The organism is Xanthobacter sp. SG618 (genome assembly GCF_012932745.1).
GTDB classification, from domain to species: Bacteria; Pseudomonadota; Alphaproteobacteria; order Rhizobiales; family Xanthobacteraceae; genus Xanthobacter; species Xanthobacter flavus.
Genome location: NZ_JABBHL010000009.1, coordinates 137,206 through 163,206, shown reverse-complemented (window position 1 = coordinate 163,206; position 26,001 = coordinate 137,206). Strand labels below are relative to the sequence as shown.

Annotated in this window: 19 protein-coding genes; 5 read left to right on the top strand and 14 right to left on the bottom strand. The window is 66.1% G+C overall.

The annotated features are described in order from the left end of the window. Positions 1-85: 85 nt before the first annotated feature. Positions 86-1,618: a helix-turn-helix transcriptional regulator gene (locus tag FHT36_RS21455; RefSeq protein WP_169124488.1), complete on the bottom strand. Its 1,533-nt coding sequence runs from the start codon at positions 1,616-1,618 to the stop codon at positions 86-88. Between the two features lie 189 nt (positions 1,619-1,807). After that, complete coding sequence (locus FHT36_RS21450) at positions 1,808-1,987, bottom strand: CsbD family protein (protein ID WP_169124487.1); 180 nt, start codon at positions 1,985-1,987, stop codon at positions 1,808-1,810. Positions 1,988-2,306: 319 nt separating this feature from the next. Here FHT36_RS21450 and FHT36_RS21445 point away from each other — a divergent pair, with 319 nt between their 5' ends. Together FHT36_RS21445 and FHT36_RS21440 are read left to right on the top strand one after the other, a co-directional pair. Then, positions 2,307-2,804 carry a ferritin-like domain-containing protein gene (locus tag FHT36_RS21445; protein ID WP_169124486.1) on the top strand — a complete coding sequence of 166 codons (498 nt, stop codon included), beginning with the start codon at positions 2,307-2,309 and terminating at the stop codon, positions 2,802-2,804. 157 nt (positions 2,805-2,961) lie between these two features. Then, a complete protein-coding gene (locus tag FHT36_RS21440) occupies positions 2,962-3,888 on the top strand; it encodes a hypothetical protein (RefSeq protein WP_169124485.1) in 927 nt (308 codons plus the stop codon). 57 nt (positions 3,889-3,945) lie between these two features. Here FHT36_RS21440 and FHT36_RS21435 read toward each other — a convergent pair whose 3' ends face one another. Further along, positions 3,946-6,057 (bottom strand): catalase, encoded by a 2,112-nt coding sequence (locus FHT36_RS21435; RefSeq protein WP_169124484.1) that lies wholly within the window; start codon positions 6,055-6,057, stop codon positions 3,946-3,948. A gap of 190 nt (positions 6,058-6,247) precedes the next feature. On the opposite strand from FHT36_RS21435, the gene FHT36_RS21430 reads away from it, so the two are divergent. After that, the gene (locus FHT36_RS21430; protein WP_169124483.1) at positions 6,248-7,210 is read left to right on the top strand and encodes an alpha/beta fold hydrolase; all 963 of its coding nucleotides are present in this window, start codon (positions 6,248-6,250) and stop codon (positions 7,208-7,210) included. Between the two features lie 89 nt (positions 7,211-7,299). Here FHT36_RS21430 and FHT36_RS21425 read toward each other — a convergent pair whose 3' ends face one another. The 8 genes from FHT36_RS21425 to FHT36_RS21395 form a co-directional block, all read right to left on the bottom strand. After that, complete coding sequence (locus FHT36_RS21425; protein WP_169124482.1) at positions 7,300-8,559, bottom strand: PHB depolymerase family esterase; 1,260 nt, start codon at positions 8,557-8,559, stop codon at positions 7,300-7,302. A 92-nt stretch (positions 8,560-8,651) separates the two neighbouring features. Continuing rightward, positions 8,652-9,071 (bottom strand): CopG family transcriptional regulator, encoded by a 420-nt coding sequence (locus tag FHT36_RS21420; protein ID WP_169124481.1) that lies wholly within the window; start codon positions 9,069-9,071, stop codon positions 8,652-8,654. Between the two features lie 87 nt (positions 9,072-9,158). Continuing rightward, a complete protein-coding gene (locus FHT36_RS21415) occupies positions 9,159-17,720 on the bottom strand; it encodes a GH36-type glycosyl hydrolase domain-containing protein (RefSeq protein WP_210257910.1) in 8,562 nt (2,853 codons plus the stop codon). A 103-nt stretch (positions 17,721-17,823) separates the two neighbouring features. Continuing rightward, a complete protein-coding gene (locus FHT36_RS21410; RefSeq protein ID WP_169124480.1) occupies positions 17,824-18,045 on the bottom strand; it encodes a hypothetical protein in 222 nt (73 codons plus the stop codon). Positions 18,046-18,141: 96 nt separating this feature from the next. Beyond that, complete coding sequence (locus FHT36_RS21405) at positions 18,142-18,405, bottom strand: DUF1488 family protein (RefSeq protein ID WP_169124479.1); 264 nt, start codon at positions 18,403-18,405, stop codon at positions 18,142-18,144. Between the two features lie 27 nt (positions 18,406-18,432). After that, on the bottom strand, positions 18,433-18,738 hold the full coding sequence (locus FHT36_RS21400) for a hypothetical protein (protein WP_169124478.1): 306 nt from the start codon (positions 18,736-18,738) through the stop codon (positions 18,433-18,435). 9 nt (positions 18,739-18,747) lie between these two features. Continuing rightward, positions 18,748-18,876: a hypothetical protein gene (locus FHT36_RS24775; RefSeq protein ID WP_256444955.1), complete on the bottom strand. Its 129-nt coding sequence runs from the start codon at positions 18,874-18,876 to the stop codon at positions 18,748-18,750. A gap of 203 nt (positions 18,877-19,079) precedes the next feature. Then, positions 19,080-19,292, bottom strand: a complete 213-nt coding sequence (locus tag FHT36_RS21395; protein WP_169124477.1) for a cold-shock protein — start codon at positions 19,290-19,292, stop codon at positions 19,080-19,082. Positions 19,293-19,674: 382 nt separating this feature from the next. Between FHT36_RS21395 and FHT36_RS21390 the strand changes: the two genes are divergently transcribed. Beyond that, positions 19,675-20,538 (top strand): transglutaminase family protein, encoded by an 864-nt coding sequence (locus tag FHT36_RS21390; protein ID WP_169124476.1) that lies wholly within the window; start codon positions 19,675-19,677, stop codon positions 20,536-20,538. Here FHT36_RS21390 and nhaA read toward each other — a convergent pair. Then, on the bottom strand, positions 20,533-21,861 hold the full coding sequence (gene nhaA, locus FHT36_RS21385) for a Na+/H+ antiporter NhaA (RefSeq protein ID WP_169124587.1): 1,329 nt from the start codon (positions 21,859-21,861) through the stop codon (positions 20,533-20,535). The genes FHT36_RS21390 and nhaA overlap by 6 nt on opposite strands. A gap of 769 nt (positions 21,862-22,630) precedes the next feature. Here nhaA and FHT36_RS21380 point away from each other — a divergent pair. Further along, positions 22,631-23,245 (top strand): DUF1345 domain-containing protein, encoded by a 615-nt coding sequence (locus FHT36_RS21380; protein WP_210257909.1) that lies wholly within the window; start codon positions 22,631-22,633, stop codon positions 23,243-23,245. 167 nt (positions 23,246-23,412) lie between these two features. Here the strand turns inward: FHT36_RS21380 and rhmD are convergent, their stop codons facing one another. Next, on the bottom strand, positions 23,413-24,597 hold the full coding sequence (rhmD, locus tag FHT36_RS21375; protein WP_169124475.1) for an L-rhamnonate dehydratase: 1,185 nt from the start codon (positions 24,595-24,597) through the stop codon (positions 23,413-23,415). Between the two features lie 67 nt (positions 24,598-24,664). Beyond that, positions 24,665-25,975, bottom strand: a complete 1,311-nt coding sequence (locus FHT36_RS21370; protein WP_169124474.1) for an MFS transporter — start codon at positions 25,973-25,975, stop codon at positions 24,665-24,667. Positions 25,976-26,001 lie beyond the last annotated feature (26 nt).

The following is a 26,001-nucleotide window of genomic DNA, read 5'->3' as shown; positions in this document are numbered from 1 at the left end:
GCTTTCCTGCCGATCAAACTAGGCTTTGGGGGACCACTGCCATAGAGCCGGCTGCATCAGTGCGAACTGATGCGCCTGCGCCCCTTCACCGCCTGGGGCGTGTGGGCGGAGATGCCTTTTTGCCCGGCGTGCCGGTGAAACCGCGCTCGCGTGCCCAGACCACCGCTGCCGTGCGGCTGTGGACGTCGGCCTTGCTGTAGATGCGGGCGATGTGGTTGCGGACCGTGTTGCGCGTCAGGCCCAGCTTCTTGACGATATCCGCATCCGCCAGTCCCTCGCACATGAAGCCGAGGATTTCCTGCTCCCGGGCCGTCAGATCGGCAAGACCCACCCGCGGCTTGTCCGAGCGCCGGGGTCGGCGCAGTTCGGCAAGCTTTTCGATGACGGTTCGGCTGAACCACGAGGTATCCTGCATCACGGCCTCGATGGCGGCGATGAGCTCCACTTCCGAGCGCCTGCGCTCCGTGATGTCCTGGATGACCGTCAGCAGGCAGTCCTGCCCGTGGATGGTGACGGTTTCCCCGGATATCAGGCAATCGAGAATGTCCCCCGCCTTGGTGCGCAGTTGCACCTCGATGCTGCGGAAGCTTCCGCTCTCCGCGATCTTGCGCTCGATCTGTCGGCGGACGACCGCGCTCGTCCAGATCGGCAGTTCGGGACCGGACCGTCCCACGGCCTCTTCCTCGCTGTAGCCCAGCAGAGCGACGAACGCGGCGTTCACATCGAGCAGACGAAGGTTTTCGCGCGTGGAGAGGGCGGTCGGCAGGGGCGTCATCCGAAACGCGGAGGCAAAGCGCTCTTCACTCTGGCGGAGCGCATCTTCCGCCATCTTTCGCTCGGCCATGTCCATGAAGGTGAACAGCATGCAGCCTTCATCGCCAAGCTCGATGGGCTGCCCAGCGACAATGACGAAGCGGGAGCCGCCTTCGGCAACGCGAATGGTGGCCTCGGTCTGCGAAATGGTCCGTCCCTCTCGGAGGCAGGCGACGGCGGTCTCCTTGTTCGGCGCGCCCTCGAGAACGTCGAGCTCATAGACGGAGAGGCCGATCAGGTCCTCCCGCGCATAGCCGGTCATTTCCAGGAAGCCCTGGTTGACCTTCACATAGCGCAGATCGGACAGGCGGCAGATGATGGCGGGAGCCGGGTTGGCGTTGAACGTCCGCTCGAAGCGCTCCTCGGCCGTGAAGCGATCGGTCAGGTCCTCGATCACCAGAACATGGGATTCCGCTTCGCCCTTGGTGTTGGACAGGCTGCGGCCGCCAATCCGGCAGATGCGGCGCCAGCCATCGTCCGGGCTTTCGGCATGGGTGATTTCCACGACGAGGTTCTCGAACGGCTCTCCGGCGAGCAGCCGGTCGATAGGATACTGGCTGTCGGTCAGGATGTGATTGTTGCGATATTTGAGCAGGTAGGTCTTCCGGTAGCCGGCCGCCGTGGTGCCGAGGCCGGCAAGCTCCGCCACGTCATGCAGCGCAAGCGCACGCTCATTCGCCCACACGATGCCATCGACCGGATCGATCAGCACGATCCCTTCCGCGAGCCCGGCGATGATCTGCTGAAGCTGGCGTCGATCGACCCGCTGGCGCAGGGCTGCCTCGTTGGGAACATCGGTGTCCATGGCGCTTCCCTGTGTGGCGAACGAGGTCCCCGGGACCAGTTCGCCCGATCACAGCACGGAAAGCAAACGCGACGTGCGCGGATGCGCTGCATCCGGCCGCATGGCACGGCCGGACGCAGAGGGGCGGATCTGGTCAGATCATTCCGCCGGCAAGCCGGACAAGGCCTGCAGGGCCCGCGTCTCGCCGGATCACTTCAGGGCGTCGCGGGCGGCATCCTTGGCGCCACCCACCGCATTCTGGACCTTGCCGGCGGACTTTTCGGCCTTGCCTTCGGCTTCGGTCTTGACGTCGCCCGTCACCTTGCCGGCGGCTTCCTTGATGGTGCCCTTCACCTGCTTGGCGGCACCAGCGACACGATCCTTATCCATGGCAGCTCTCCTGTTATCGGCTCACCGCACGGCGACTGGACCTGATGCACAGATCGCCTCCGGATCTTCAAATACATAGGCCGCGAGAGCGAGATTAAAAGATGCAGACACGCCAATTGAGCTGACGCATCTGCATCAATGCTCGGCATACGATGCTCAAACTTGATCTCGGCCGCAATCTGTCCACCGATCTATTTCATATACCTGGACTATTTACGGGATTGGCACAGGAACAAAACTGGCATCCGGTTGCTTTATATTCTGCTTTTTTCGCGTTCGGGAAAGGCGATGCAATGCTGCACGACGAAGGACACACCCCATGATCCGCGAAAAAACGCTGGAAGATCTGTTCCACGACACGCTCAAGGACATCTATTACGCCGAGCGGAAGATCCTGAAGACGCTTCCCAAGATGGCGCGCGCCGCCTCTTCGCCGGAGCTGAAGGCAGCGTTCGAGAAGCACAAGGACGAGACCGAAGGCCAGGTCGAACGCCTGCAGCAGGTCTTCGAGCTCATCGGCAAGCGTGCGCAGGGCAAGACCTGCGATGCCATCGAGGGCATCGTCGCCGAAGGCGAAGAGATCATCGAGAACTTCAAGGGTTCGCCGGCCATCGACGCGGGCCTCATCTCCTCGGCCCAGGCGGTCGAGCATTACGAGATCACCCGCTACGGCACGCTCAAGCGCTGGGCCGAGGTGCTCGGGCTGACCGATGTCGCCGCCCTGCTCCAGCAGACGCTGGCCGAAGAGACCCAGACCGACAAGTCGCTGACCGCGCTCGCGGATAAGTCTGCCAACTCCATCGCCAAGGCCGCCTGATCCAGAGCGGCCACCGCGCTTATCGGCGGCCGCCTCGCTTTCCATCCACGTTCATTCAAGGAGACCACCCATGGGTCGAGGCATTCTACTGTGGCTGCTGGGGATTCCGATCCCGATCATCATCCTTCTCGCCCTTTTCATGCGATAGGGGGACCGCATGTCATCCACCTACGCACCACCGGCGCCCGCCATCGCGGCCGCCGTGGAGCCGTCCCCGTCGGCGGTCAGCTGGGGCGCGATTTTCGCCGGCGCCCTGGCTGCCGCCACCCTCACCTTGACCCTGATGCTCCTCGGCTCGGGCCTCGGGCTGACCATGGCCTCGCCCTGGGCCGGCGAGAGCGCCAGCATCACCACCTTCGCCGTCTCCACGGTCATCTGGCTGGTGATCGTCCAGTGGCTTTCGGCGGGTTTCGGCGGCTATCTCACCGGACGGCTGCGAACCAAGCGGGTTGGCGTCCATAGCGATGAGACGTTCTTCCGGGATACGGCCCATGGCTTCATGGCCTGGGCGGTCGCCACGCTGCTGGTTGCCGGCATGCTCGGTTCCGCCATGTCGTCAGCGGTGGGAACGGGCGTTCGTGCCGCGTCCAACGTCGCTTCCGGCGCGGCCATGGGCGCGTCCGCCGGTGCCGCTGCCAATGCGGGATCGGGCAGCGCAACCGACGCCGTCTCCTACTTCGTCGACACGCTGTTCCGCCCGGCCGATCCGGCCAGGCTGGCGGCTCCCGAAGGCGAAGGGGACGCGGCCGCGGCGGCACAGGCGTCGCGCATCCTGACAGCGAGCGCGGCGGCAGGCGAAGTCTCCGCGGCAGACCGGGCCTATCTCGGCCAGCTCGTGGCGGCGCGCACCGGCCTCTCCCCGGCCGAAGCGACCGAGCGGGTGAATGCCGTGCTGGCGCAGGCCGAGGCGGCGAAGGTGAAGGCGCAGAAGGCGGCCGACACGGCCCGCAAGGCCGGAGCCTTGTTCGCCCTTCTCGGCGCCCTCTCTCTCCTGGTCGGCGCGTTCGTCGCCGGTGTCGCCGCTGCCATGGGTGGGCGGCAGCGCGATGACGACGAGGCGCTGTATCTGGGCATGTCGCGCTGAGTGCCGGGCATCGGCGGGGCTTCCAGCTCCGCCGATGCCATTTTTTAGTTCTGGGCGTCAGAGCTTGACGCTTCCCTCCCGCGCCCACAGGCGCAGCTTCCGGCAGCTCTCGATGAAGCCGGAGATGGCGGAGGCGCCCTCCAGGGCAATCATTCCCTCATCCGCATCGGGCACAACGCTAGCCTTGGCGAGGAGCGGCACAGCACCGGCCGTGAAGCCGATGAACTTGCAGTGGGCAAATGCGTCCGCCACGAAATCGCGCGCCGCCGCTTCGCCGGTCAGCCGCTCGGCCCCCTCCTCCGACAGCAGCAGCACGACCGCATCGAACAGCACGGAAGGACCGCCATCGATCATGTGATGGGCGGGCAGCCGGCTGCCATCCGAGGCCTCGACGCCGCCCACCTTAGGCGCGACCAGCTCCATCGTTGCGCCCTCCTTTTCCACCGCAGCCCGAAGCTTCTTCAGCAGGCCCGCGTCGCAGCCGTTGCTGACGAGCACCCCCACCTTCCGGCCGGTGAAGCTCTCCGGGCCGTTCAGGATGATGCTGAGGGCCGGAGACGCCGGCAGGTCATCGCGGGGCGATACAGCCGCATCGGCGGGCTTGGGCATCGGATCCATGCCGAGCTTGTCGGCCACGGTGGCCCCCAGCGCCTCGTCGATCACCAGCAAATGCGCCACCATCCGCTCCCGGATGGGTACCGCCTCCACCTTGCTGAGCTCGAAGGTGAGCGCCATGGCGATGTGCTTCTGCTCGGGCACGGTCTGGCTGTTGAAGAACAGCCGGGCCTGGCTGTAGTGGTCGGCGAAGCTCTCGGCGCGCAGGCGCACCTTGGGTCCGTCGACCTCCTCGCGAAACGACCGGAAGCCTCGGACAGGGTCCTCGCGAGGCCCCTCGCCCCGCGAATTGGGTTCATAGTTCGTGCGCCCGGCGGGATTGCGCATCGCCATGTGTCCGTCCTGCTGAAAATGGGCGAACGGGCATTTGGGGGCGTTGATGGGGATGTGGGTGAAGTTCGGGCTGCCGAGGCGCTTCAGCTGGGTGTCCAGATAGGAGAAGTTCCGGCCCTGAAGCAGCGGATCGTTGGAAAAGTCGATGCCGGGCGGCACGTTCTGCGTCATGAAGGCGACCTGCTCGGTCTCGGCGAAGAAGTTCTCCGGCATCCGATCGAGCACCAGCCGGCCGATGGGGACCGGCTTGATGAGCTCCTCCGGAATGAGCTTGGTCGGATCGAGCACGTCGAAAGCGAAGCTGTCCGCGAAGTTCTGGTCGAACAGCTGCACGCACAGCTCCCACTCCGGAAAATTGCCGGACTGGATGGCCTCCCACAGATCGCGGCGATGGAAATCGGGATCGGCGCCGTTGATCTTCACCGCCTCGTTCCAGACGACGGACTGCAGGCCGAGCTTGGGCTTCCAGATGAACTTGACGAAGGTGGATTCGTCCTTGGCATTCAGCAGCCGGAAGGTGTGGACGCCGAAGCCCTCCATGAAGCGGAACGAGCGCGGAATGGCCCGGTCGGACATGACCCACATGATCATGTGCATGGATTCCGGGGTCAGCGAAATGAAGTCCCAGAAATTGTCGTGCGCCGACTGCGCCTGGGGAAAGCCGCGGTCAGGCTCGGGCTTCACGGCGTGAATGATGTCCGGAAACTTGATCGCGTCCTGGATGAAGAAGACCGGGATATTGTTGCCGACGAGATCCCAATTGCCTTCCTTGGTATAAATCTTGACCGCGAAGCCTCGCACGTCACGGGCGAGATCGAAGGAGCCCTTGGAGCCGGCGACGGTGGAGAAGCGCACGAAGGCCGGCGTTTTCTCGCCCGCGCGCTGGAAGAGGTCGGCGCGGGTGTAGTCCGCAAGCGACTCGTAGGTCTCGAAGAAGCCGTGGGCGCCGTAGCCGCGGGCATGGACGACCCGCTCGGGAATACGCTCGTGATCGAAGTGGAAGATCTTCTCGCGGAAGTGAAAGTCCTCGAGCAAGGCGGGACCGCGAGAGCCTATCTTGAGGGTGTTCTGATCATCAGCGACGGGACCGCCCTGGGCGGTGGTGAGCACGGGGATGTCGCCGCCCGCCAGCTGGTGAAGCTCGCCGCCCGCCCCACGCTGAAGCTTCTGGTCATGGACAGTCGCCGGCTTGCCAGAGGAAAAGCCCGATTTATTAGCCATTGGATTTCCTTCGCGAAAGTATTTCGCGCGCGAGCGCTCAATTCAATGCGAGGGATTTTGTTAAGTTCCCAAAATTCGGATTGTGCCTGTCCATAAATACAGGAACCGCGCGTGGCAGTGGGCGTTCGTTGAAAGCTGCTATATTTCTCGTTTGGCGGGTTATCGAGCATGCCATCACGGAGTGCTCATCATGTCGTCACGCCCCACCAACACCCAAATTTATCTAGCTGCCGGAGTGGCCGCCACGGTGGCCGCCGTTGTCGCCAACGCGCTGATCGCGCGCAAGACCGAGCGCAACAATCCGCCGAACGGCAAGTTCATCGAGGTGGACGGGGTGCGGCTTCATTATGTGGAGCGCGGGATTGGCCAACCGCTCGTGCTGCTGCACGGAAACGGGGTTTCGATCGACGACCTTGAGTCCAGCGGGCTCCTGGATCTGGCGGCGAACCACCACCGCGTGATCGCCTTCGATCGGCCCGGGTTCGGACACAGCTCCCGTCCGCGCGCCACCGTCTGGACCGCGGAAGCGCAGGCCGCGCTGTTCCACAAGGCCCTGCTACAGCTCGGCGTGCCGCGCTTTCTCCTGTTCGGCCACTCGTGGGGCGCTTGCGTCGCGGTCAGGCTCGCCGCGGACTACCCGCAGGCGGTTGCCGGCCTCGTCCTCGCGTCCGGCTATTACTACCCCGGCTTCCGGGCCGATACGCTTGCGATGGGGGCTCCTGCCGTGCCGGGCTTCGGCGATGTGTTGCGCTATACGGTGTCGCCGCTCCTCGGCTGGCTGATGTGGCCCAAAATGCTCCGCACCCTGTTCGGGCCGGCGACGGTTCCGGCCAAATTCGGGGCCTTTCCGCGCGACATGGCCCTGCGCCCGTCGCAGCTGCGGGCCTCGGCCGCGGAGGCGATGCTGATGATTCCGGCCGCCTACGGTGCCAGCGAGAAGTACAGCGATCTCAGAATGCCCGTAGCCATCGTGGCCGGTGAAGGCGACCGCATCGTGGATATCGACGACCAGTCGAGCCGGCTTCACGATGATATTCCCGGCAGCACATTCCGGCGGATCAAGGGCGGCGGGCACATGGTGCACCAGACCGCCACGGGCGAAGTCATGTCCGCCATCGATGATGTGGAGCGGGAAATCGCGACGCGGATGTGAAGCCTGCGTCGCCCCACCCGTTCATCCAACACCCCCGCAGCTCTCCGCGTCCCATTTGGGCGTGGAAGGCTGCGGGGTAAAGCTTATCGTCAGCGCCGAGGTATCTGCCCCGCTACACGCCCGCGCTCCGCGCGGCCGTGGCTGCTCTCCACAAAGAAGCGCAGCATCTCCCGGCTCGCGTCCGGCCCCTTCGGATCGGTGAAGGATCCCGCCGGGCTACCGCCGGACCAGGCATGGCCGGCGCCGTGGAGCACCCAGTTCTCCAGCACTACATGCCCTGCGGCATCGCTGTGGACTTCCCTTGTGTAGGCCACGCCGCCCGGCGACTGGCCGGATGTGACCGTCGTCCCGAGCTTCATTTCCCCCTGCGCCTGCGCGGCCGCCTGCGCCACCACCTGCATGCCGTTCACCGGATGCACTGTCCTGTCGCCGTCGCCATGAAAAACGATGGTGGGCACGACGGTGCCATCGCTCCGGCATGGCGCCGGACTTCCGCCCTGGCGCATCGCCGCGAAAGCGGACGGCATGTCGCGGGCGGCACCGCATGCCAGCCCCGAATGCACCCCGATGGCGCGAAAGAGATCGGGATAGGTGGCGCCCATGATCGCAGCCGTCGCGCCCCCGGCGGACAGGCCGGCGGCGAATACCCGGTCCGGATCGACCGGAAACTCATCCATGATCTGGCGTGTGATGCCTGCGATCAGAGAGGGCTCGCCACGGTCGCGCTTCTGGTCGCCTGCATTGAACCAGTTCCAGCAGCCGGAGGCGTTCGCGTCGGGGCTCTGTGCGGGATAGGCGACGATAAAGCCATGATCCTCCGCCAGCTCGTTCATACGCGTGCCGGCCGCGAAATCATCGGGGGACTGGGTGCAGCCGTGCAGCATGACCACCAGCGGCACGGCCTCGTCCGCCAGGCTCTGGGGCACGTAAAGCTTGTAGGATCGACGGCCGGCCTCATTGGCGAAACTACGCTCCTCGAAGCGCGCGCCTTCAGGCACCGGCGCCTGTGTACCAACGCGGGGTCCCCTCGCCTTGACGCGGGCGGAGGGGCCGGCGTCGAGGACCAGATCAAGCATTCCGTCCAGCCAGGAGGCGGGCCGGGCGGCGCCGCGCTCGACATGGCCGGGGGCAGCCGTCTTTTTGGCTTCGGGCGCAGTCCAGGCGCCGCCGGTTTCCGGCGAAGGGGGGACGAGATCGACGGTCTGTGAGCCCGCGTCCGCATCGGCAGGGCGATCGGCGTCAGGGGCGCCGGACAGGCCGTCACGCAGCACGCTCATGGCTTCTTCCAGCCGACCTTGACGAGTGAGGCGTGTGGCTTCCAGCACGTCGATCTTGAATTGTCTGGCCATTTCGTACGGCTCCGTAAGTTCATTCTGAGAAAGCGCAGGAGCCGGCCCTGCGGTGAAAGGCTTGAAACGGCCAGCATTGGCGGTTCAGGTCGTCAGCTGGTCCGATCGGCCAGTGCCGCCTTGACGCCCGCGCTGGCCTGGAGAGCCCCGAGAATCTGAAGAGAGGCGATGGTGGACCGCGCCAGCTCAGGCGAGACATCCTCCTCGATAACCGCCATGCCAAGCACGTGGATATGCAGCATCTCGCCGGAATTGTGTGCCGCCTCCAAGTCCTTACGACTATAACGCCGCAGACCGAGGTCCAGCTGATGCCGGCTCAGCGATTTTTTCAGAGCCTCATCATGTCGGTCGATCTGATTGCGAATGGCGGTGCGGATGAAATCGGTGCGGTTGGAGTAAAACCCTTCGCGCACCAGAAGGTCCACTTGACCCAGGTCCACATAGCCGAGGTTGATAGTGATCTTCTCGCTCTCCGCCTGCCGCGGCCTTAGCTCCTGCACCTTATGGGCCATTTTTCCATCCCTAAACCATCTGTGTGGATGGTAGATGGTTTTGCCGGACGCCCCGCACAAGGGGCTCCGGTGAAGGTTTTTGTCGCGTCAGGACCCGAGCCGGACGTGAACGGCACGCTCTCCCGGTTCATCCCGCAGCGGGATGAGGAGCGGACACGTGGACAATGCAACGCCGTCGAGGGTTGCCGAAGCAATGCCCCGGCTCACCCCCTTCGGATTGTCCACGGTGATGCGATAGCGCGCAGCGCCATGACGGATGGTGAGATCGAACCCGGGCCAGCCGCGCGGGATGCAGGGATCGAGGCGCAGCATGTCCCCTTCCTTGTGCAGCCCGAGGATGCTCTCGATGCCAGCCCGCTGCATCCAGCCGGCGGAGCCGGTGTACCAGGTCCAGCCGCCGCGGCCCGCGTGGGGCGGCTCGGAATAGATGTCGGCGGCGAGCACGTAGGGCTCGACCTTGTAGCGCACCACGTCGGAGCGGGTCCGCGCGTGACTGATGGGATTGAGCATGGAGAACAAGGCTCCGGCCTTGTCGCCTTCGCCCAAAGTTGCGAAGGCCATCACGGACCAGAGCGCCGCATGGGTGTATTGGCCGCCATTCTCGCGGATGCCCGGCGGATAGCCCTTGATGTAGCCGGGATCGAGCGGCGTCCTGTCGAAGGGCGGCGTGAACAGCAGCGCCAGTCCTTCCCCCGGCCGGATGAGGTCCCGCTCCACCGCCGCCATGGCGCGGACCGCCCGCGCGGGATCGCCCGCGCCGGAGAGCACCGCCCAGGACTGCGCGATGGAATCGATGCGGCATTCCTCGCTCATGGCCGAGCCCAGGGCCGTGCCATCGTCGAAGAAGGCGCGGCGATACCAGTCTCCGTCCCACGCCGTGCGCTCGAGGGCGGCCTGGAGTCCTTCCGCATGGGCGTGCCAGCGCGCGGCCCGACCATCCTCTCCCCTTGCTTCAGCGAGGGGGGCAAACGCGGTCAGTGCGGCATGCAGGAACCAGGCGAGCCAGACGCTCTCGCCTTCGCCGCCTTCTCCCACACGGTTCATGCCATCGTTCCAGTCCCCGGTGCCGATCAGCGGCAGGCCGTGGCCGCCCAGCGCGAGGCTCTCGTCCAGGGCGCGGGCGCAGTGCTCGAAAAGGGATGCAGACTGATCCGAGACCGAGGGCGGGAAGAAGGCCTCGTGCTCGCCGGGATGCAGCCTCTGACCTTCCAGGAAGGGCACCGCCTCATCGAGCACCGCCCGGTCGCCACTCACCTTCACATAGTGGGCGGTGGCATAAGCGAGCCAGGCCCGGTCATCGGAGATGCGGGTGCGCACGCCGCGGCCGGAATGGGGCAGCCACCAATGCTGCACATCGCCCTCCACGAACTGCCGCCCGGCAGCGCGCAGGAGATGGGCGCGCGTCATGTCGGGACGCAGCGGCACCAGGGCCATGCCGTCCTGCAGCTGATCGCGGAAGCCGTAGGCGCCGCTCGCCTGATAGAAGGCCGAGCGCGCCCACACGCGGCAGGCCAGCGACTGGTAGAGCAGCCAGCCATTCAGCATGATGTCCATGGCGCGATCGGGCGTGCGCACCTCGACGGCGCCGAGGATGGCGTCCCAGCTTTGGGTCACTTCGGCTAGAACCGCGTCGAGGTCGGCGGCGCGGAACCGGGCGATCAGTTCGCGGGCCTCGGCCGTATCGGCGCCCTGGCCGAGCAGGATGACAATTTCCGCGCTGGCATTGGGGCGCAGGTCAACGGTGGTGCGCATGGCGCCGCAAGGGTCCAGACCCGCCCCCACCAGCCCGGAGAACCGTCCGCCCCGCAGCATCGCCGCGGGCGAAGCGAGGGTGCCGTTTCGGCCGATGAACTCGCTGCGGTCGCCCGTCCAGTCGGTCTGGCGCCCGGCCATGTCGAGGAAGGCGACGCGGGCGCCGAAATCCCCGTTCCAGGGATTGCGGGCGAACAGCGCGCCGGTCTCGCCGTCGATGCCCGTGGTCGCGAACGGAGACGTTGCCGTCCGCGACGGACCAAGCACCCATTCCACATAGGCCGTGAGGGAGAGCCGGCGCGAGCGAGGTGTCAGGTTGCGCACCTTCAGGCGTGCGATCTTGATCGAACCTTCCACCGGCACGAACTGGATAAGCTCGCTGGCGATCCCATGGGCCGCATGGGTGAAGGCGCTGTAGCCGCGACCATGCCGGGCGACATAAGTCGCCGCCTCGTCGCGCATGGGCAAGGCGGTCGGGGTCCAGACGGCGCCGGTCTCGTCGTCACGCAGGTAGAAGGCTTCGCCGATCCGGTCGGTGACGGGATCGTTGGACCAGGGGGTGATCAGGTTTTCCCGGCTGTTCTCAGCCCAGGTGCAGCCGCTGCCCTCCGTCGCCACGTGGAAGCCGAACGCGGGGTTGGCGACGACATTGATCCACGGCGCCGGGGTGGACCGACCCGGGCCAAGCACGGTCACATATTCGCGCCCATTGTCGGCGAAGCCGCCAAGACCGTTGAAGAATTCCAGCTCCGGCACGACAGGCGGCGGCTCCGGCACCACCACGCGGCGCTTGGGCGCGGCGCTGGCGGTGAATTCGGCTTCGCTGATCCGATCGAGCTGCTCCACGAGACTGCCGCGCTGCGCCACGAGAACGATCCGGGCGATGGAGGACAGGAGCGATCGCGTTTCCCCCGGAATGAGATCGGCCCGCAGCACGAAGACCCGTCCCGTGGGTCCGTTCCGCTCCGCCTGCGGCTGCGAGCGGCTGGTGCGGACGAGGGCCTCGATGGCGATCTGCAGATCCTGCACGTAGGACGACTGGCGGTCATTGAGGATCACGAGATCCACCGCCAGCTGCTTCATGCGCCAGTAAGCGTGTGCCTTCAGCAGTTCGTGGGCGACATCGATGTCCTCGATATCGGAAATGCGCAGCAGCACGATAGGCAGGTCGCCGGAAATGCTCTGCGCCCAGAGGCCGGACTGCGGCCCCCCGCCACGCAGGATGGTGTCGGACGAAGGGCGCAGCGTCGGCGCGGCGTAGATCGCATAGCCGGCGAGCCGCTGGTATGTGGCCGCATCGCTCGCGGTGATGCCGAGGTGGTAGAGCTCGACCTGGGCCTGCGTCCAGGCGAGGGTTGCCGCGCGGCTGTAGGCGGCGGTGTCGCGATGTCTGTCGATGCCGTCCAGCAGCGCGCTGCGGGTGGGCGTGGCCATGGTCCAGAACGCCACCCGCGCCATGCCGCCCGGCTCGATCCGCACGCGCCGGCGCAAGGCGAAGATCGGGTCCAGCACCCTGCCGGTGGTGTTCGAGAGGGGGCGCCCATCGATGACCGCGATAGGGTCGCGCACGCCGTGGCCCCGACCGAGGAAGCGGGCCCGGTCGGTCTCGATCTCCGGCCCGCCCACGGCCTCGCCATCCAGCACGCTGAAATGGGCGGCCCAGATCTCCGGCTCGCCCGGCGCTCGCCGCCGGCGCGTCGCGAGGATCGCGCCGAGGTCGGAGAGATATTCCGTCTCGACGAAGAGCTTGGAAAAGGCCGGATGGGCGATGTCGGAGGATTGGGGCGCCAGCACCAACTCGGCGTAGGAGGTGATCTCCAGCTCCCGCCAGCGGGTGCCCGTGTTGGAGAGCGAGACGCGGCGCACCTCGGCATCGTCCTCTGCGGAGACGAGCACATCCAGCGAGGTTTCCAGCGTGCCGTCGCGGCGCACGAATTCCGCGCGGTCCTCGTGGAAGGTCACATGATAGGCGGCCGGCTCGACGCCGCTCGGCTGCGCTCCGCACGACCAGACCTCTCCGCTCTGTACGTCGCGGATGAAGACATAGGAGCCGTAGTCATCGCAGGTCGGATCCTCGCGCCAGCGGGTGACGGCGAAGTCGCCCCAGCGGCTGTAGCCGGAGCCGGCGGCCGTCAGCATGGCGCAATAGCGCCCGTTGGACAGCAGGTGAGTGGCAGGCGTCGCCTGCCGGGCCGAGCTGAAGGTGCGGCCGGCAGGTGGATCTAGATCGCGGGCGCGGGCCGTCGACCGCCCGTCCGCCGACCAGGGGCGCACCACCGCCACGTCCCGGGGCGTGCGCTCCTGCAGCAGCAGTTCCGTCGCCTGGATCAACGGTTCGACGTGGAAGCGCGCGCGCATGATGCCGCCCAGCAGCGTGTCGGCGATGGCGACGATGGTCATGCCCTGATGGTGCGCCATGAAGGCCTTCACCACGGCATGCCGCGCGCCCACCGGGACTCGGCTCGTGGTGTAGTCCAGCGCTTCGTAGAAGCCGTAGCGGCCGCGGCCGCCGGCCTCCCGGAGCCGGGCGAGATTGGCGCAGGCGGCGATGGGGTCGGCCATGGCGGCAAGAGCGGTCGCGTAGGGCGCGACCACCAGATTGTCGCCCAGCCCCCGCTTCAGCCCCAGGCCGGGAACGCCGAAATTGGAATATTGGTAGGTGAGCTCTAGGTTGCGGGCGTTGTAGGCAGATTCGGAAATCCCCCACGGCACCCGCAGGTCGGCCGCATAGTCGATCTGCCGACGCACCACGAGCCGGTTGGTCTGGTCGAGCAGGCTGCCGGCCGGTGCGCGCATGATCAGCGACGGCATCAGGTATTCGAACATGGAGCCCGACCACGAGATCAGCGCGCCGCCATGGGCGATGGGCGTCACCGAGCGCCCGAGGCGGAACCAGTGCTTGGCGGGAACATCCCCCTTGGCGATGGCGAAGAAGCTGGCGAGGCGGGCTTCCGAGGCCAGAAGATCGTAGCAGCTGGGGTCGAGCGTCCCCTCCGCCACCAGATAGCCGATGGACAAGAGATTGCGGTCGCGGGAGAGGAGGAAGCCGAACTCCATCTCAAGCGCCATGGTGCGGGCGTCATCCTCAAGCGCGGATAGCCGGGCGGCGAGCGCGGCGTCCTGCGTCTGGCTGTCCGCGATGTCCTGGCGATGGCTGGCGATGATGTCGAGACTGGCCCGCGCCCAGAACAGCATGTCCGCGCCGGCAGCGTCACCGCGCTCGGTGGCGAGGGCGAGGGCGATATCCATCATCGTGTCCGCACCGGCGGCGAGCTCGGCGAGCCGGAGGGCGGGGTCCTCGCCTTCTGCAGAGCCCCGGCGCGCGCCGGCGGAAAGGCCGGCGAGGGTCTCGTCCAGCTGCGGGAGGGTCACCGTCTGGGTGCGCCGTCCGTCCGCGAGCAGGCCAGCCTCCTCGCGGGTCAGGTCCAGCGCATCGGCGATGCCGGCCAGACGCTGGGCGATGGGCTGCGCGGACGTCTTCCACTCGTTGAGCGCGTTGGCCAACGCGATGAGGTGCCCGGCGAGGTTGCCGCTGTCGACCGTGGAGACGTATTTCGGGTCGAGCGGACGCAGGTCGCTGGTATCGTACCAATTGAAGAAATGGCCGCGGAAGCGCGGAAGCCGCGCCATGGTGGCAAGGCTCGCCTCCAGCCGCCCCAAGGCGGCGCCGGTGCCGAGCCATCCGAAATCGCGGGCGCTCGCGATGGAGAGCAGATAGAGGCCCATGTTTGTCGGCGACGTCCGGTGCGCCACCACGGGCGCAGGGTCTTCCTGGAAGTTGTCCGGCGGCAGGTGATGGTCGGACGCCGTCACGAACGTCTCGAAGAACCGCCAGGTGCGCCGCGCGGTCAGCCGCAGGGTCTGGGCCTGGGCGTCGGACATTTCCAGCTGGCCCGCCGGATGGGGCGCACGGCTGATGCGATACGCCACGGCGGGCGATGCCGCCCACGCGACGGCAAACACGGCCGCGAGCGGCCAGGCGCCCTCTCCCGCGACGGCGGCGACAGCCACCGCGACAGCAGCGACAACCAAGCCTCCGGCCATCCGGCGGTAGGAGCCCGCAAGGTCGAGCTGCCGGGCAAGGCTCGCCTGCGCGGCGGGCACCCATTCCAGCAGGTGGCTGCGGGTGACCAGCAGCCGCCACAGGGTGCGCACGATGGCATCGCCCATCAGCCAGGCCTCGTAGGCGAGGAACACCACATTGAGCGTGGATTGCAGCGTCGCCAGCCGCAGGTCGGCCAGCAGGGCCCGGAGATGGCTGACGGCTGCGATGCCGCGCTGGCGGGGCACGATGGCCGCGAGAACGGGAATGAAGTGCGGCAGCGCCAGGGTGACGAGCACGGCGGCGGTCCAGAACAGCGCGGCGGCGAATGGCAGCGTCCACCCGGCGATCAGGGCCGCAACGGCCAGCGGCGCCGAGAGCGATCGACGCAGATTGTCGAGCATCTTCCAGCGCCCCATAACGGGCATGGTGTCGATGCCGGGGGTGGCGCCGGGGAGCTTGGGGCCGCGTCCGAGGATCCAGGGCAGAAGCTGCCAGTCGCCCCGCGCCCAGCGATGCCGTCGCAGGGCGCTGACGTCGTAGCGGGCGGGAAACTCCTCCACCACTTCCACGTCGGAGGCGAGGCCTGCGCGCGCGAAGACGCCTTCAAACAGATCATGGCTGAGCAGGGTGGAATCCGGCACGCGCCCGTTCAGCGCGGCCTCGAAGGCGTCCACGTCGTAGATGCCCTTGCCGACATAGGAGCCCTCGCCCGACAGGTCCTGATAGACATCGGACACGGCCGAGCCGTAGGGGTCGATGCCGCTCATGGAGGAAAACGTGCGCTGGAACAGCGAACCTTCCTCACCCATGGGCAGAGAGGGCGTCACGCGCGGCTGGAGCACGCCATAGCCTTCCACCACGCGCCCCTCCGCCGCATCGAAGCGGGGTCGGTTGAGCGGATGGGCCATCTTGCCGATGAGCCGGCGGACCGTGTCGCGCGGCAGCCGGGTGTCCGCGTCCAGGGTCACCACATAGCGCACGTCATCCGGCAGGCTCGGCGGCGATCCGGCGATGTCCACGAAGGTCGTGTCGGCGGCACCGCGCAGCAGGCGGTTCAGCTCGTGCAGCTTGCCGCGCTTGCGCTCCCAGCCGATCCAGCGCGCCTCGCCCGCGTTCCACACCCGCCGCCGGTGCAGCAGGGCGAACCGGACACCGCCGGGCGCGGGTCCGTAACGTGCGTTGAGGGCGGCAATCCCGGCCGCGGCCTCGGCGAGCAGGGCGTCGTCGCCGTCCGCATGCTCCGTCTCGGAATCGGTCCAATCGGACAAGAGCGCGAAATGCAGGTCGCCTTCGGGGCTGGCGAGGTGGTGGATCTCCAGCCGCTCGACATTTTCCGCGATGGATGCGGGGCTCGTCAGCAGGGTGGGCACCGCCACCAGGGTGCGCAGATGCGAGGGAACGCCCTCGCGCAGCTCGAGCGCCGGCAGGGCCGTTGCCCCGAAGCCGAAGCTCATGGCGCGATTGACCAGCGCCACCGCGGCATCAATGGCCGGCACCGATCCGAGCAGGGTGAGAATAACGAGCTGTGCCGCACCGACGCCGGCCGCGCCGAGCGCGAGAAGCGGCAGGGCCAGAAGCGCTGCGGCCGCAATGGCGATGGCCGCCACATAGCCGCCGACGCCGAAAGCCCGATTCAGGTGGGTGGAGATGTTGCTGATGGGCAGGCGAAATCCGACGTGTCGCTCGAAGGCGCGCCGTCCGCTTCCAATCAGATAATAGCCGGGCTCACAATCACGCGGGAGCGGCCCCTGATCGGGATGCGCAGCGCAGGCTCGCTCGGTCGCGGCAATGGCCTCCCGGGCAATGTCGAGCTCGCTGCGGCGGGACCCGCGCGCCAGTTGCTCGATGGCATCCCGGTAGAGATTGCGTGTCGGGAAATCCATGGCGTCATAGGCGCTTCCGGCCGACAGCAAAGCGTGGACGAGGCTGGTGCGCTCGAAGAGGTCCGGCCAGTCCAGATCGGAGATCAGACGCAGGCTGGTGATGATGTTGCGGATGGTGACGTTCGCCGCGCCCTGGCTGCGGTGCACGTCGCGCACTACCGTGTCGGCGGTCGTGTGCCGCGCCGCCAGGCGCTGGTCGAGCCAGACCAGAGCCGGAGTGATCCGGGGGTCCTGATCGCGCAGCCGGTGCACCAGCTGGACGGCGAAGGCGTCGGCGATCTGGCCCTGCTCATATTTGCCGAGCACGCTTTCGACCGGCTCGCCCGGTGTCCCGCCGGCGCCCAGCAGCCGATCAGCCAGCGCATCGGCCTCGCGCCGGGCGATCCGGTCGTCAACGATCGCCTCGGCCAGGCGCCGCAGATTCTCGATCAGCACGATCCGCAAGGTGATGGAGACCGCCCACAGCTCGCCGATGGTGAGCGGTTGGATCTCCTGATAGGCCGTGAGATAGCGCGACAGCATCTCCGGATCGAAGCGGCTGTCGGTATGGGCCACGAATGCCCACGCCACGCCGAACACGCGCGGATATCCCGCGAACGGCCCGCCGGCGAGCTTGGGAAGCTGGCGGTAGTAGCCCGGCGGCAGATCGGAGCGGATCTCCCGAATCTGCTTTTCCACCAGATGATAATTGTCGATCAGCCATTCCGCCGAGGGGGTGATGGCACCGCCTTCCGCAACGGATGTGGCGATGGCGCGGTAGGCGGCCAGCAGAATGGCGCCATTATCGGCGAGGCGGGCGGAGAGCGCGTGTCCCCGGGCGAGCCGAGGCTCCACCATCTGGGCGGAGGCAAGGCTGCGTGCGTGCTCTTCAAGCCGTTCCGCACCGAACAGTTCCTCGCGGATGGGCTGCTGATCCCACGGCGAGGATGCGGGCGCGCGCCCGAAGGCACTGAGAAGATGGGAAAGCAAATGGACCTTTCTACCGCGTGGTGCGGCCGATGATCGGCCGTGCGGAAAGTGCTGCCGACGTGCGCAGCTTCGCGTGCGGTCTCATGACCGGCGGGACAGCGCGCTAATCCTGAATCGTGTCCGCGAAGGCGCGGGCGAAGCGGACGGCAAGGGCGCGGGCGTCGGCCTGGAGTTGCTCGGTGCTCTTGGGAGCGGCCGCGCTGTTGCGGACGGGAATCTCAAGCGTGAGGCTGCCGCCGCCGCTGTCCTGCTCGCGCCAGATGACCCGGGCGAGGACGTGCTCCGCATCGAGCGACTGGAAAACGATGTTGAGGCCCTTGTTCATGCGATCGAACGCCTTTCTTGCCGGAGGCACGGCGTGCGACGCGCGGCTCGCATACGATCGCGCGAAGGGGGCCGGGGCGCCCGCCGATGGTGGGCCCTAGAAGTCGGACGTGGACAGGCGGTGGAAGCTTTGCCGCCGCCGCGCATAGACGCCGCTCGCGGCGCGCTCGATGCGCTGCCGGTTGGTGTCGAAGGTGCGCAGGGACGCGGCCTCGTCATGGCCGCTCTGGGGACTGAAACGCGTCAGGACATCGGCGTCGAGATGGAACGCGACTTCGAAGGCGGAATCGTGCCCCCAGAAGGTCACGCAACGCCTGACGGGATCAAAGACGCGGCTGGCGTTGGGAAACTGAAGGGTCATGGAAGCCTCCTGATTGCGGCACGTCCGTCAAAGAAGGAGCGCGTCCGCCGAAGGGGCTTCGCGCGCCCTCGCGGATGTCTGCTGGTCCTTCAACAAGGCGGCATCGAGTTCGGCGGCATTCACCGACAAGCATTCGTTTCGACCGGGGGGCGCCGCGAGGGCGGGCGTGTGCAGCATCGTCGCCATGCGCCGGTAGGCCAGGAAGGAGACGCCGAGAAGCTGCTCCTCGTCGATGACGAGACGGTAGGTTCCCGCCGGAAGGTCGCCATCCGCCTCGCTGAGGTGGAAGGCGTGATCGAACGTGACCGTGGTTTCACGGGTGCGGACGTTCATGACATCACCTCAGCCTTTCTTCTTGGGCGGACCCAAGGAAACGGGAGACCCTTTCACGAACGACGCCGGCGGCTCGGGCACCTTGATCTTCTTCGGCTTCTTGGTTTCGCGGTTGCCGCGCATCTGTCCTTTGGCCATGGCCGTCTCCTCTCGGGCACGTGGGTAGATCCTGCCGGCGAGACGAAAAACGCCCTGCGACCTCAAGGGCCACAGGGCGTCGGACGCTCTGCAGGGCAAGAGATGGCTCATCGCCACCGGGACCGCCGGTACATCCGCGGTCAGCCTTCGGCAACAATGGGCAGGCCGGCATTCCCGAAAGGCTCGGGCCGCCGGCCATCAGCTCAGCTCAGATCCTTGAGCATGTCCGCGGCCATCTTGCCGCTCTTGCGATCAACGACGAGCTCAAAGCCCACCTTCTGGCCTTCGCGCAGATCGCCGAGGCCGGAGCGCTCGACAGCGCTGATATGGACGAACGCATCGCTGCCGCCCGCATCGGGGGCAATGAATCCAAAGCCCTTCTGGGCGTTGAACCACTTCACGGTTCCCTCAGTCATAGGAACCCTTTCTATTTTCAGTATTTAGCTGGCCGGCTCACAGCCGGGTGTCGAAATCGCATTTTCGGGCGAGAATTTTGGACGGGCGCAAGAGCAAAATCTGCGGAGATCCAAATGATCAGGCTTTGTATCGACTGGGGGAATATGCTCCCCGGCGCCTCGATTTGCAAGATTATTTTATAAACGCCTCTGCTTTGGCGCGGCGGTTGGTCCATTATATGCTACCGGCACGGGGCTCTGGCCGAGCTGCTCCGCGGCGCGTCTCACGATGCGAACGCAAAGCCTGGCCGGCCCCTTCAACCGCCGGAACCCGGGCCGAGTGACGTGCTGCCTTGCAGCCCCGTCAAAGACCTCGGGCGTGGTCGAGCCCCATGGAGCGCCCTTGATTCCTCTCCAGATCCGCCACACCACCACCTACCGCTTCCATCGGCCGGTGACCTTCGGACCGCATCGGCTGATGCTCCGCCCCCGGGAAAGCCGCGACCTGCGGGTGACATCGAACCAGCTGATCCTGACCCCGGCGGCGACGGTGAACTGGGCTCAGGATGTCTTCGGCAACGCGGTCGCCACGGCGAACTTCTCGACGTCCGGCGATCAACTGGTCATCGAGAGCACGACAGAGCTCCAGCTCGATGCCGTGCCGTGGCCGGTGTTCGCCATCGCGGGCACCGCCACGTCCTTTCCGTTCAGCTATTCCGCCGACGAATGGACCGATCTCGGCGCGCTGGGGGTCCCCCAGTTTCCCGATGCCAGCGGCCGGCTACGGAGCTGGGCCATGGGCTTCGTTCGGGGGAACTCCACCGACACCCTCTCGCTGCTCAAGGATCTGAGCGCCGGCGTATCCCGGCAGATCTCCTATCAGAGCCGCGACGAGGAGGGCACACAATCGCCGACGCACACGCTGGATCGCGGCTGGGGCTCATGCCGTGATTTCGCGGTGCTGTTCGTCGAGACGGTCCGCAGCCTCGGCTTCGGCGCGCGCATCGTGTCGGGCTATCTCTACAACCCCGCCGGAACATTCGTGGGGTCTCAGGGCATGGGCTCCACCCACGCATGGGCGGAGGTGTTCGTGCCCGGAGCAGGATGGATCCCGTTCGATCCCACCAATCGCAGCATGGGCGGGTTCAATCTCATCCCGGTCGCCGTGGTGCGCGACATACGCCAGGCCATCCCCGTGCAGGGCAGCTTCATCGGCGACAGCAACGCCTTCGGCGGCATGACGGTGGACGTCCACGTCACATCATGACGGGACGGGGCGCCGCGCCCCCGAGGAGGTCAGCAGGATCAGGGCCAGCAGCCCGCCGGCGGCCGAGACCACGGACGCGGCGAGGATGCCGAGCTTCGCCGAGGTGAGCAGTCCCCCCTCGAACGCCATCTCGGCGATGAACAAGGCCATCGTGAAGCCGATGCCCGTGAGCATGGCCCCCGCCGCCAGCACGCCCCAGGACAGCTCCGCCGGACGTTTGCCGAGCCGGAGCGCGACAGCGATCGCGCTGAACATCACGATGCCGACAGGCTTGCCCAGGACGAAGCCGGCGAAGACGGCCAATGCAAGCCCGCGGTGAAATTCGGCCGGCACGATGCTGACGCCGGCATTCGCCAGGGCAAAGAGCGGCATGACCGCAAACGCCACCCAGGGATGGAGCAGCATTTCCAGGCGCTCGATGGGCGAAAGGGATTCGCGCGCGGCGATCCTGGCCCGCTGCAGGTCCTGTCGCCCCTTGCTGTCTCCGGTCCAATGCTCATCAAGGGGATAGGCGATCACACGATCGAAGATCGCATGCAGGCGAATGCCGCTGACCCAGCTTCGGGCCGGCGTCATCAGGCCGAGGATCACGCCGGCGAGGGTCGGGTGAATGCCGCCCGCGTCCAGTGCCAGCCAGATGGCGCCACCGATGGCGAAATAGGCCGGGATGCTGCGAATTCCCAACCGCGAGATGACCGCCACCAGGCCGAATCCGGCGCCGGCAAGGGCGATGGGAATCCAGGAGATGGTGCCGCCATAGCCGATGGCGACCACGAGGATCGCGCCCATGTCGTCGAAGATCGCCAGCGACAGCAGGAACAACCTCAGGCTCAAGGGAACGCGGTTTCCCAGCACAGCGAGTGCGCCGATGACGAAGGCGGTATCCGTCGCCATCACCACCCCCCAGCCGTGCCAGCCCTCACCGCCACCTTGGAGCAGGAGGAACAGGGCCGCCGGCACCGCCATTCCCCCCAGCGCGGCCGCAAGGGAGAGTGTGATGGTTCGCAGGTCGCGCAGTTCTCCCAGGACGATTTCGCGCTTGAGCTCAAGGGCGACGACGAAAAAGAAGAGCGTCATCAGACCATCATTGATCCAATGCTGAAGCGAGCGGGAAAAGCTGATGTGGCCGATCTCCAAGCCCACGCGCGTGTCCCAGACCGCGAGAAACGTCTTTGACCAGGGAGAATTGGAGAGCCCGAGGGCCACGATGGTGGCGAGCAGCAGCGCCGCGCTGGCCATGCTCTCGATGCGCACGAAGCGCATGAACGGCTTGGTGAATCGGTCTGCGGGCTCCTGAGGAAGCCGGCCCAGGCCGTTCGCGATAGTCTTCGCAGATTGCATTATGGGTCGCCCTCGGATGCGCCGTGGGCGGAAGCGCATGCGGCATCGCAGTATTGCTGCTCGGATCGAGCTAGAACTTCACAGCCATACTGGCGGCAGAGTGTCTATGGTGCTGGATAAAGCGCGCCGAGCGCCTCCAGCCGTGCTGAGCTACGCGGCTCGGACCGTCGCCCTCGAAAGAGGGCGCGCTGAACTGAAGCTGGCGATGCGTTCCCTAGCTTGAAAACAGCCGCGCCCAAGCATTCGAGAATGCACCTCTCTGATCCAGTCAAGACGCTGTCGCACCTCAAGGGCGTCCCATCGATGCATAGGCGCACCGCCCTCCCCCTCCCAGCGCGCAATCGCGGCCGCCGTCTCTGTAAGATCGGAGGGCTTGTTTTGGTTGATGTCATTCATAGTGAACGCCTATCACAGGGCGACCAATTTTACAATTTTCGGACTGCTTTTGTTTTCTCCACATATTGGAATAACGGATATTTCGAGCTTATAGCCAATTCACATGGGATCTATTTTTAATTTTGACCTCCGACGATTGGAACAAGATCAGCATGACCGCGAAGATGGAGGCTGGCGCTCGCAAGGGGCGGCGCGATGATAAGCTGGGCCGCCTCGGCCGGGAGGCTCGATGCGACGAACGACGACTGATCCGCTATCCTGGTCAGGCAGCCCATTTTCCTCACCATTGGGCTGTAGATTAAGGGACCTGATGCCATTACTCCCCTCACAGGCGACCAGGCGCAGCATCGGTAACGTGGTTGCCCCCGCGCGCTTTATCGCGTTCGCGGTACTGCTCGTTCTTGTGGGCGGCGGATCGATCTGGTTCGCGGGCTGGCGCCTTGGCTTCATGATCGGGTTCGACGTCGCCTCGGCCACCTTCCTCCTGTCCTGCTACGAGCTGCTGGACGATGCGCCAAGCGACATGCGCGCGAACGCCAAGCGCAATGACGCCAATCGGCCAGCGCTGCTGGCGCTCACATTTGTCATGGGGCTGTTGATCCTCACGATTGTTGCCAGCGAGCTGATGGAAAAGGGGAACGCCGGACCCGGGACAATCGCCTTGATCGTGCTGACGCTGGTGTTGGCCTGGATCTTCAGCAACACTGTCTACACAATTCACTACGCACACTTGTATTATACGAATTCAAAAGAAGAGACAGATCTTGGTGGCCTGGCATTTCCCGAGACGCCGGAGCCAAAATATTGGGATTTCATATATTTTTCATTTTGCCTCGGCATGACATTCCAGACCTCCGACGTGGAGGTGACAAGCATGCATATGCGCCGCGCCGTGACATTCCACTGCCTGGCCGCCTTCATTTTCAACATCGGCATTCTCGCATTCAGCATCAACTCGCTGGGCGGCTGACTTCCGCTTACGCGCTAGTCGCATTCACAACGTTGGCGGCGCTGCCTTGGTGCTCCAGCCGATCGGGGACTGATGCGCCCGCGCACTCTCAGGACGGGCGGCAGAACGCAATAAAAAAGGCCGGCGCACACGGCGCCGGCCAGCTGGGAGGAGAGGAAGAGGCCGGCTCAGGTGGCGTAGGGCCGATGGAGCTGGACCTCGGGATTGAGCCGCACGCCGAAGCCGGGCTTGTCGAGAGCGGAGGCCTTCATGCGGCCGTTCACCGGCACCGGCTCGTCCAGCAGCAGCGGGCTGAAGGCGGGGCGCACCTCGTCCGCATTGGGCGCGCTCATGATGATCTCGGTGAACGGGCTGTTATGGCGCGTGATGACGAAATGGTAGCTGTAGACGCCCGAGCCGTGGGGCACCATGAGCTTGCCGTGGGCATCCGCGAGCGCCGAGATCTTGATCAGCTCGGTGATGCCGCCGCACCAGTTCACGTCGGGCTGGATGATGTCGCAGCAGTCCATCTCCAAAAGCATGCGGAAGCCCCAGCGGGTGGCCTCATGCTCGCCGGTCGTCACCAGCATGCCCTTCGGCACGTTGCGCTTGAGGTCCGCATAGCCCCAATAGTCATCGGGGGAGAGGCATTCCTCGATCCACTTCAGGCCGAATTCCTGCGCCTTCTGGGCGAGGCGGATGGAATAGTTGAGATCGAGGCTCATCCAGCAGTCGTACATGAGCCAGAAGTCGTCGCCGACCTTGGCGCGCATGTCGGCGAGCTTCTCGATGTTCTTCTTCAGGCCCTCGTCGCCCTCGGCGGGGCCGTGCAGCAAAGGCAGCTTGCCACCGATGAAGCCCATCTCCTTGGCAAGGTCGGGCCGCGCGCCGGTGGCGTAGAACTGCAGCTCATCGCGCACCGGGCCGCCGAGAAGCGCATGCACCGGCTCGCCGCGCAGCTTGCCGAGCAGGTCCCACAGGGCGATGTCCACGCCCGAGATGGTGTTCACCACCACGCCCTTGCGGCCGTAGAACTGGGTGGAAAAATACATCTGGTCCCAGATCTTCTCGATCTCCGTGACCTGCCGGCCGATGAGGAAGCGCGAGAGGTGCTTCTCCACGATGAAGGCGCCGATCTCGCCCGCCGTGGTCACGCCGAGGCCGATGGTGCCGTCGGAGGCCTCCACTTCCACCACCAGCGTGCCGAGCACGTTGATGCCGAAGGAGCGGCGGCTCTGCCGGTATTCCTCATAGCGCGCCATGGGGGTGGCGATGTGGTCGTCGATCCAGTGATAGCCCTGGGTGTCGTGATAGTCGGCACCGCCGCCGCGCACGGTGTAGGCGCGGACCGCCTTGATTGTCGGCATGGCCATGGTCTTGTCTCCTCTTCGCCCCGCGCCTGGCGCGGGGCGTCACATGGTCGAAATCAGGCGTCGAGGGTCACGCGCGGCGCGTGGCCGGAGCAACGGGAAGGGCCCGTGACTGGCCGATGGCGAGGATCAGCAGCGCGCCAAGAAGCGTGGTGCCGGCGAGCACATAGAGGCCCGCCGCCTGGGAGGCGAAGGCCGCCTCCGCCCAGGTCTTCACGTTGGGCGCCACGAAGCCGCCAAGTGCGCCGAGCGAGTTGATGAGGGCGATGCCGCCCGCCGCCGCCACGCCGCCGAGATAATCGGTGGGGAAGGTCCAGAAGATGGGCTGCACCGAGATGAAGCCCGCCGCGGCGAAGCAGAGCGCGATCAGCGCCAGCGCCGGGGAGGTTGTGGCGACGGAGGCCGCGATGCCGAGACCGGACACTGCGAGGATCGCCGCCGCATAGCCGCGCCGGTTGCCCGAGGCATCCGCCATGCGGGGCAGCACATAGGCGGCCACCAGCGCGCACACCCACGGGATGGCGGAGACGAAGCCAACCTGAAGCCCAACCTTGGTGCCGAGCAGGTTCGCCACCTGCGTCGGCAGGTAGAAGACCACGCCGTAGACGCTCATCTGGATGAGGAAATAGATGAGGGCGAAGTGCAGCACCTTCATGTTGCGCATGGCGGAGAGGAGATGCGCCGGGCCGTGGGTGGTCTTGTGGGTCTCCTCGGCGGCGAGCACGCGGGTCAGCTCGTCCTTCTCGGCGGCGGTCAGCCACTTGGCGTCGGCCGGCTTGTTGTCGAGGTAGAAATAGGCCCACACGCCCACCACGGTGGCGAGCAGCCCTTCCACCATGAACATCCACTGCCAGCCATGCAGTCCGCCGAGGCCATGCCAGTCCAGCAGCAGGCCGGACAGCGGAGAGCCGAAGATGAAGGCGAGCGGCGCACCGAAATAGAACAGGCCCATGGCCCGCCCGCGGGCGAAGGAGGGGAACCACAAGGTGAGATAGAAGATCACGCCCGGGAAAAAGCCGGCCTCGGCCGCGCCCAGCAGAACGCGCAGCACGTAGAAGGTGAATTCGTTGTGCGCGAACATCATCGCCGCGGAGATGAGGCCCCAGGTGACCATGATGCGCGCCATCCAGATGCGCGCGCCCACCTTGTGCATGATGATGTTGGAGGGCACTTCCAGCAGCGCGTAGCTGAGGAAGAAGATGGAGGCGCCGAGCGCGAAGGCCGCGTCCGAGATGCCGGTGTCGGCCTGGAACGCCTTCTTGGCAAAGCCCACGTTCGCCCGGTCGAGGAAGGCGAGCACGTACATGAGCAAAAGGAACGGCAGGAGCCGCTTGGTAACCTTGGAAATCGTCGCCTGAAGCGACGCGGACGGGGCGGGCATGAGCCTCTCCATGGGAAACGTTGCCT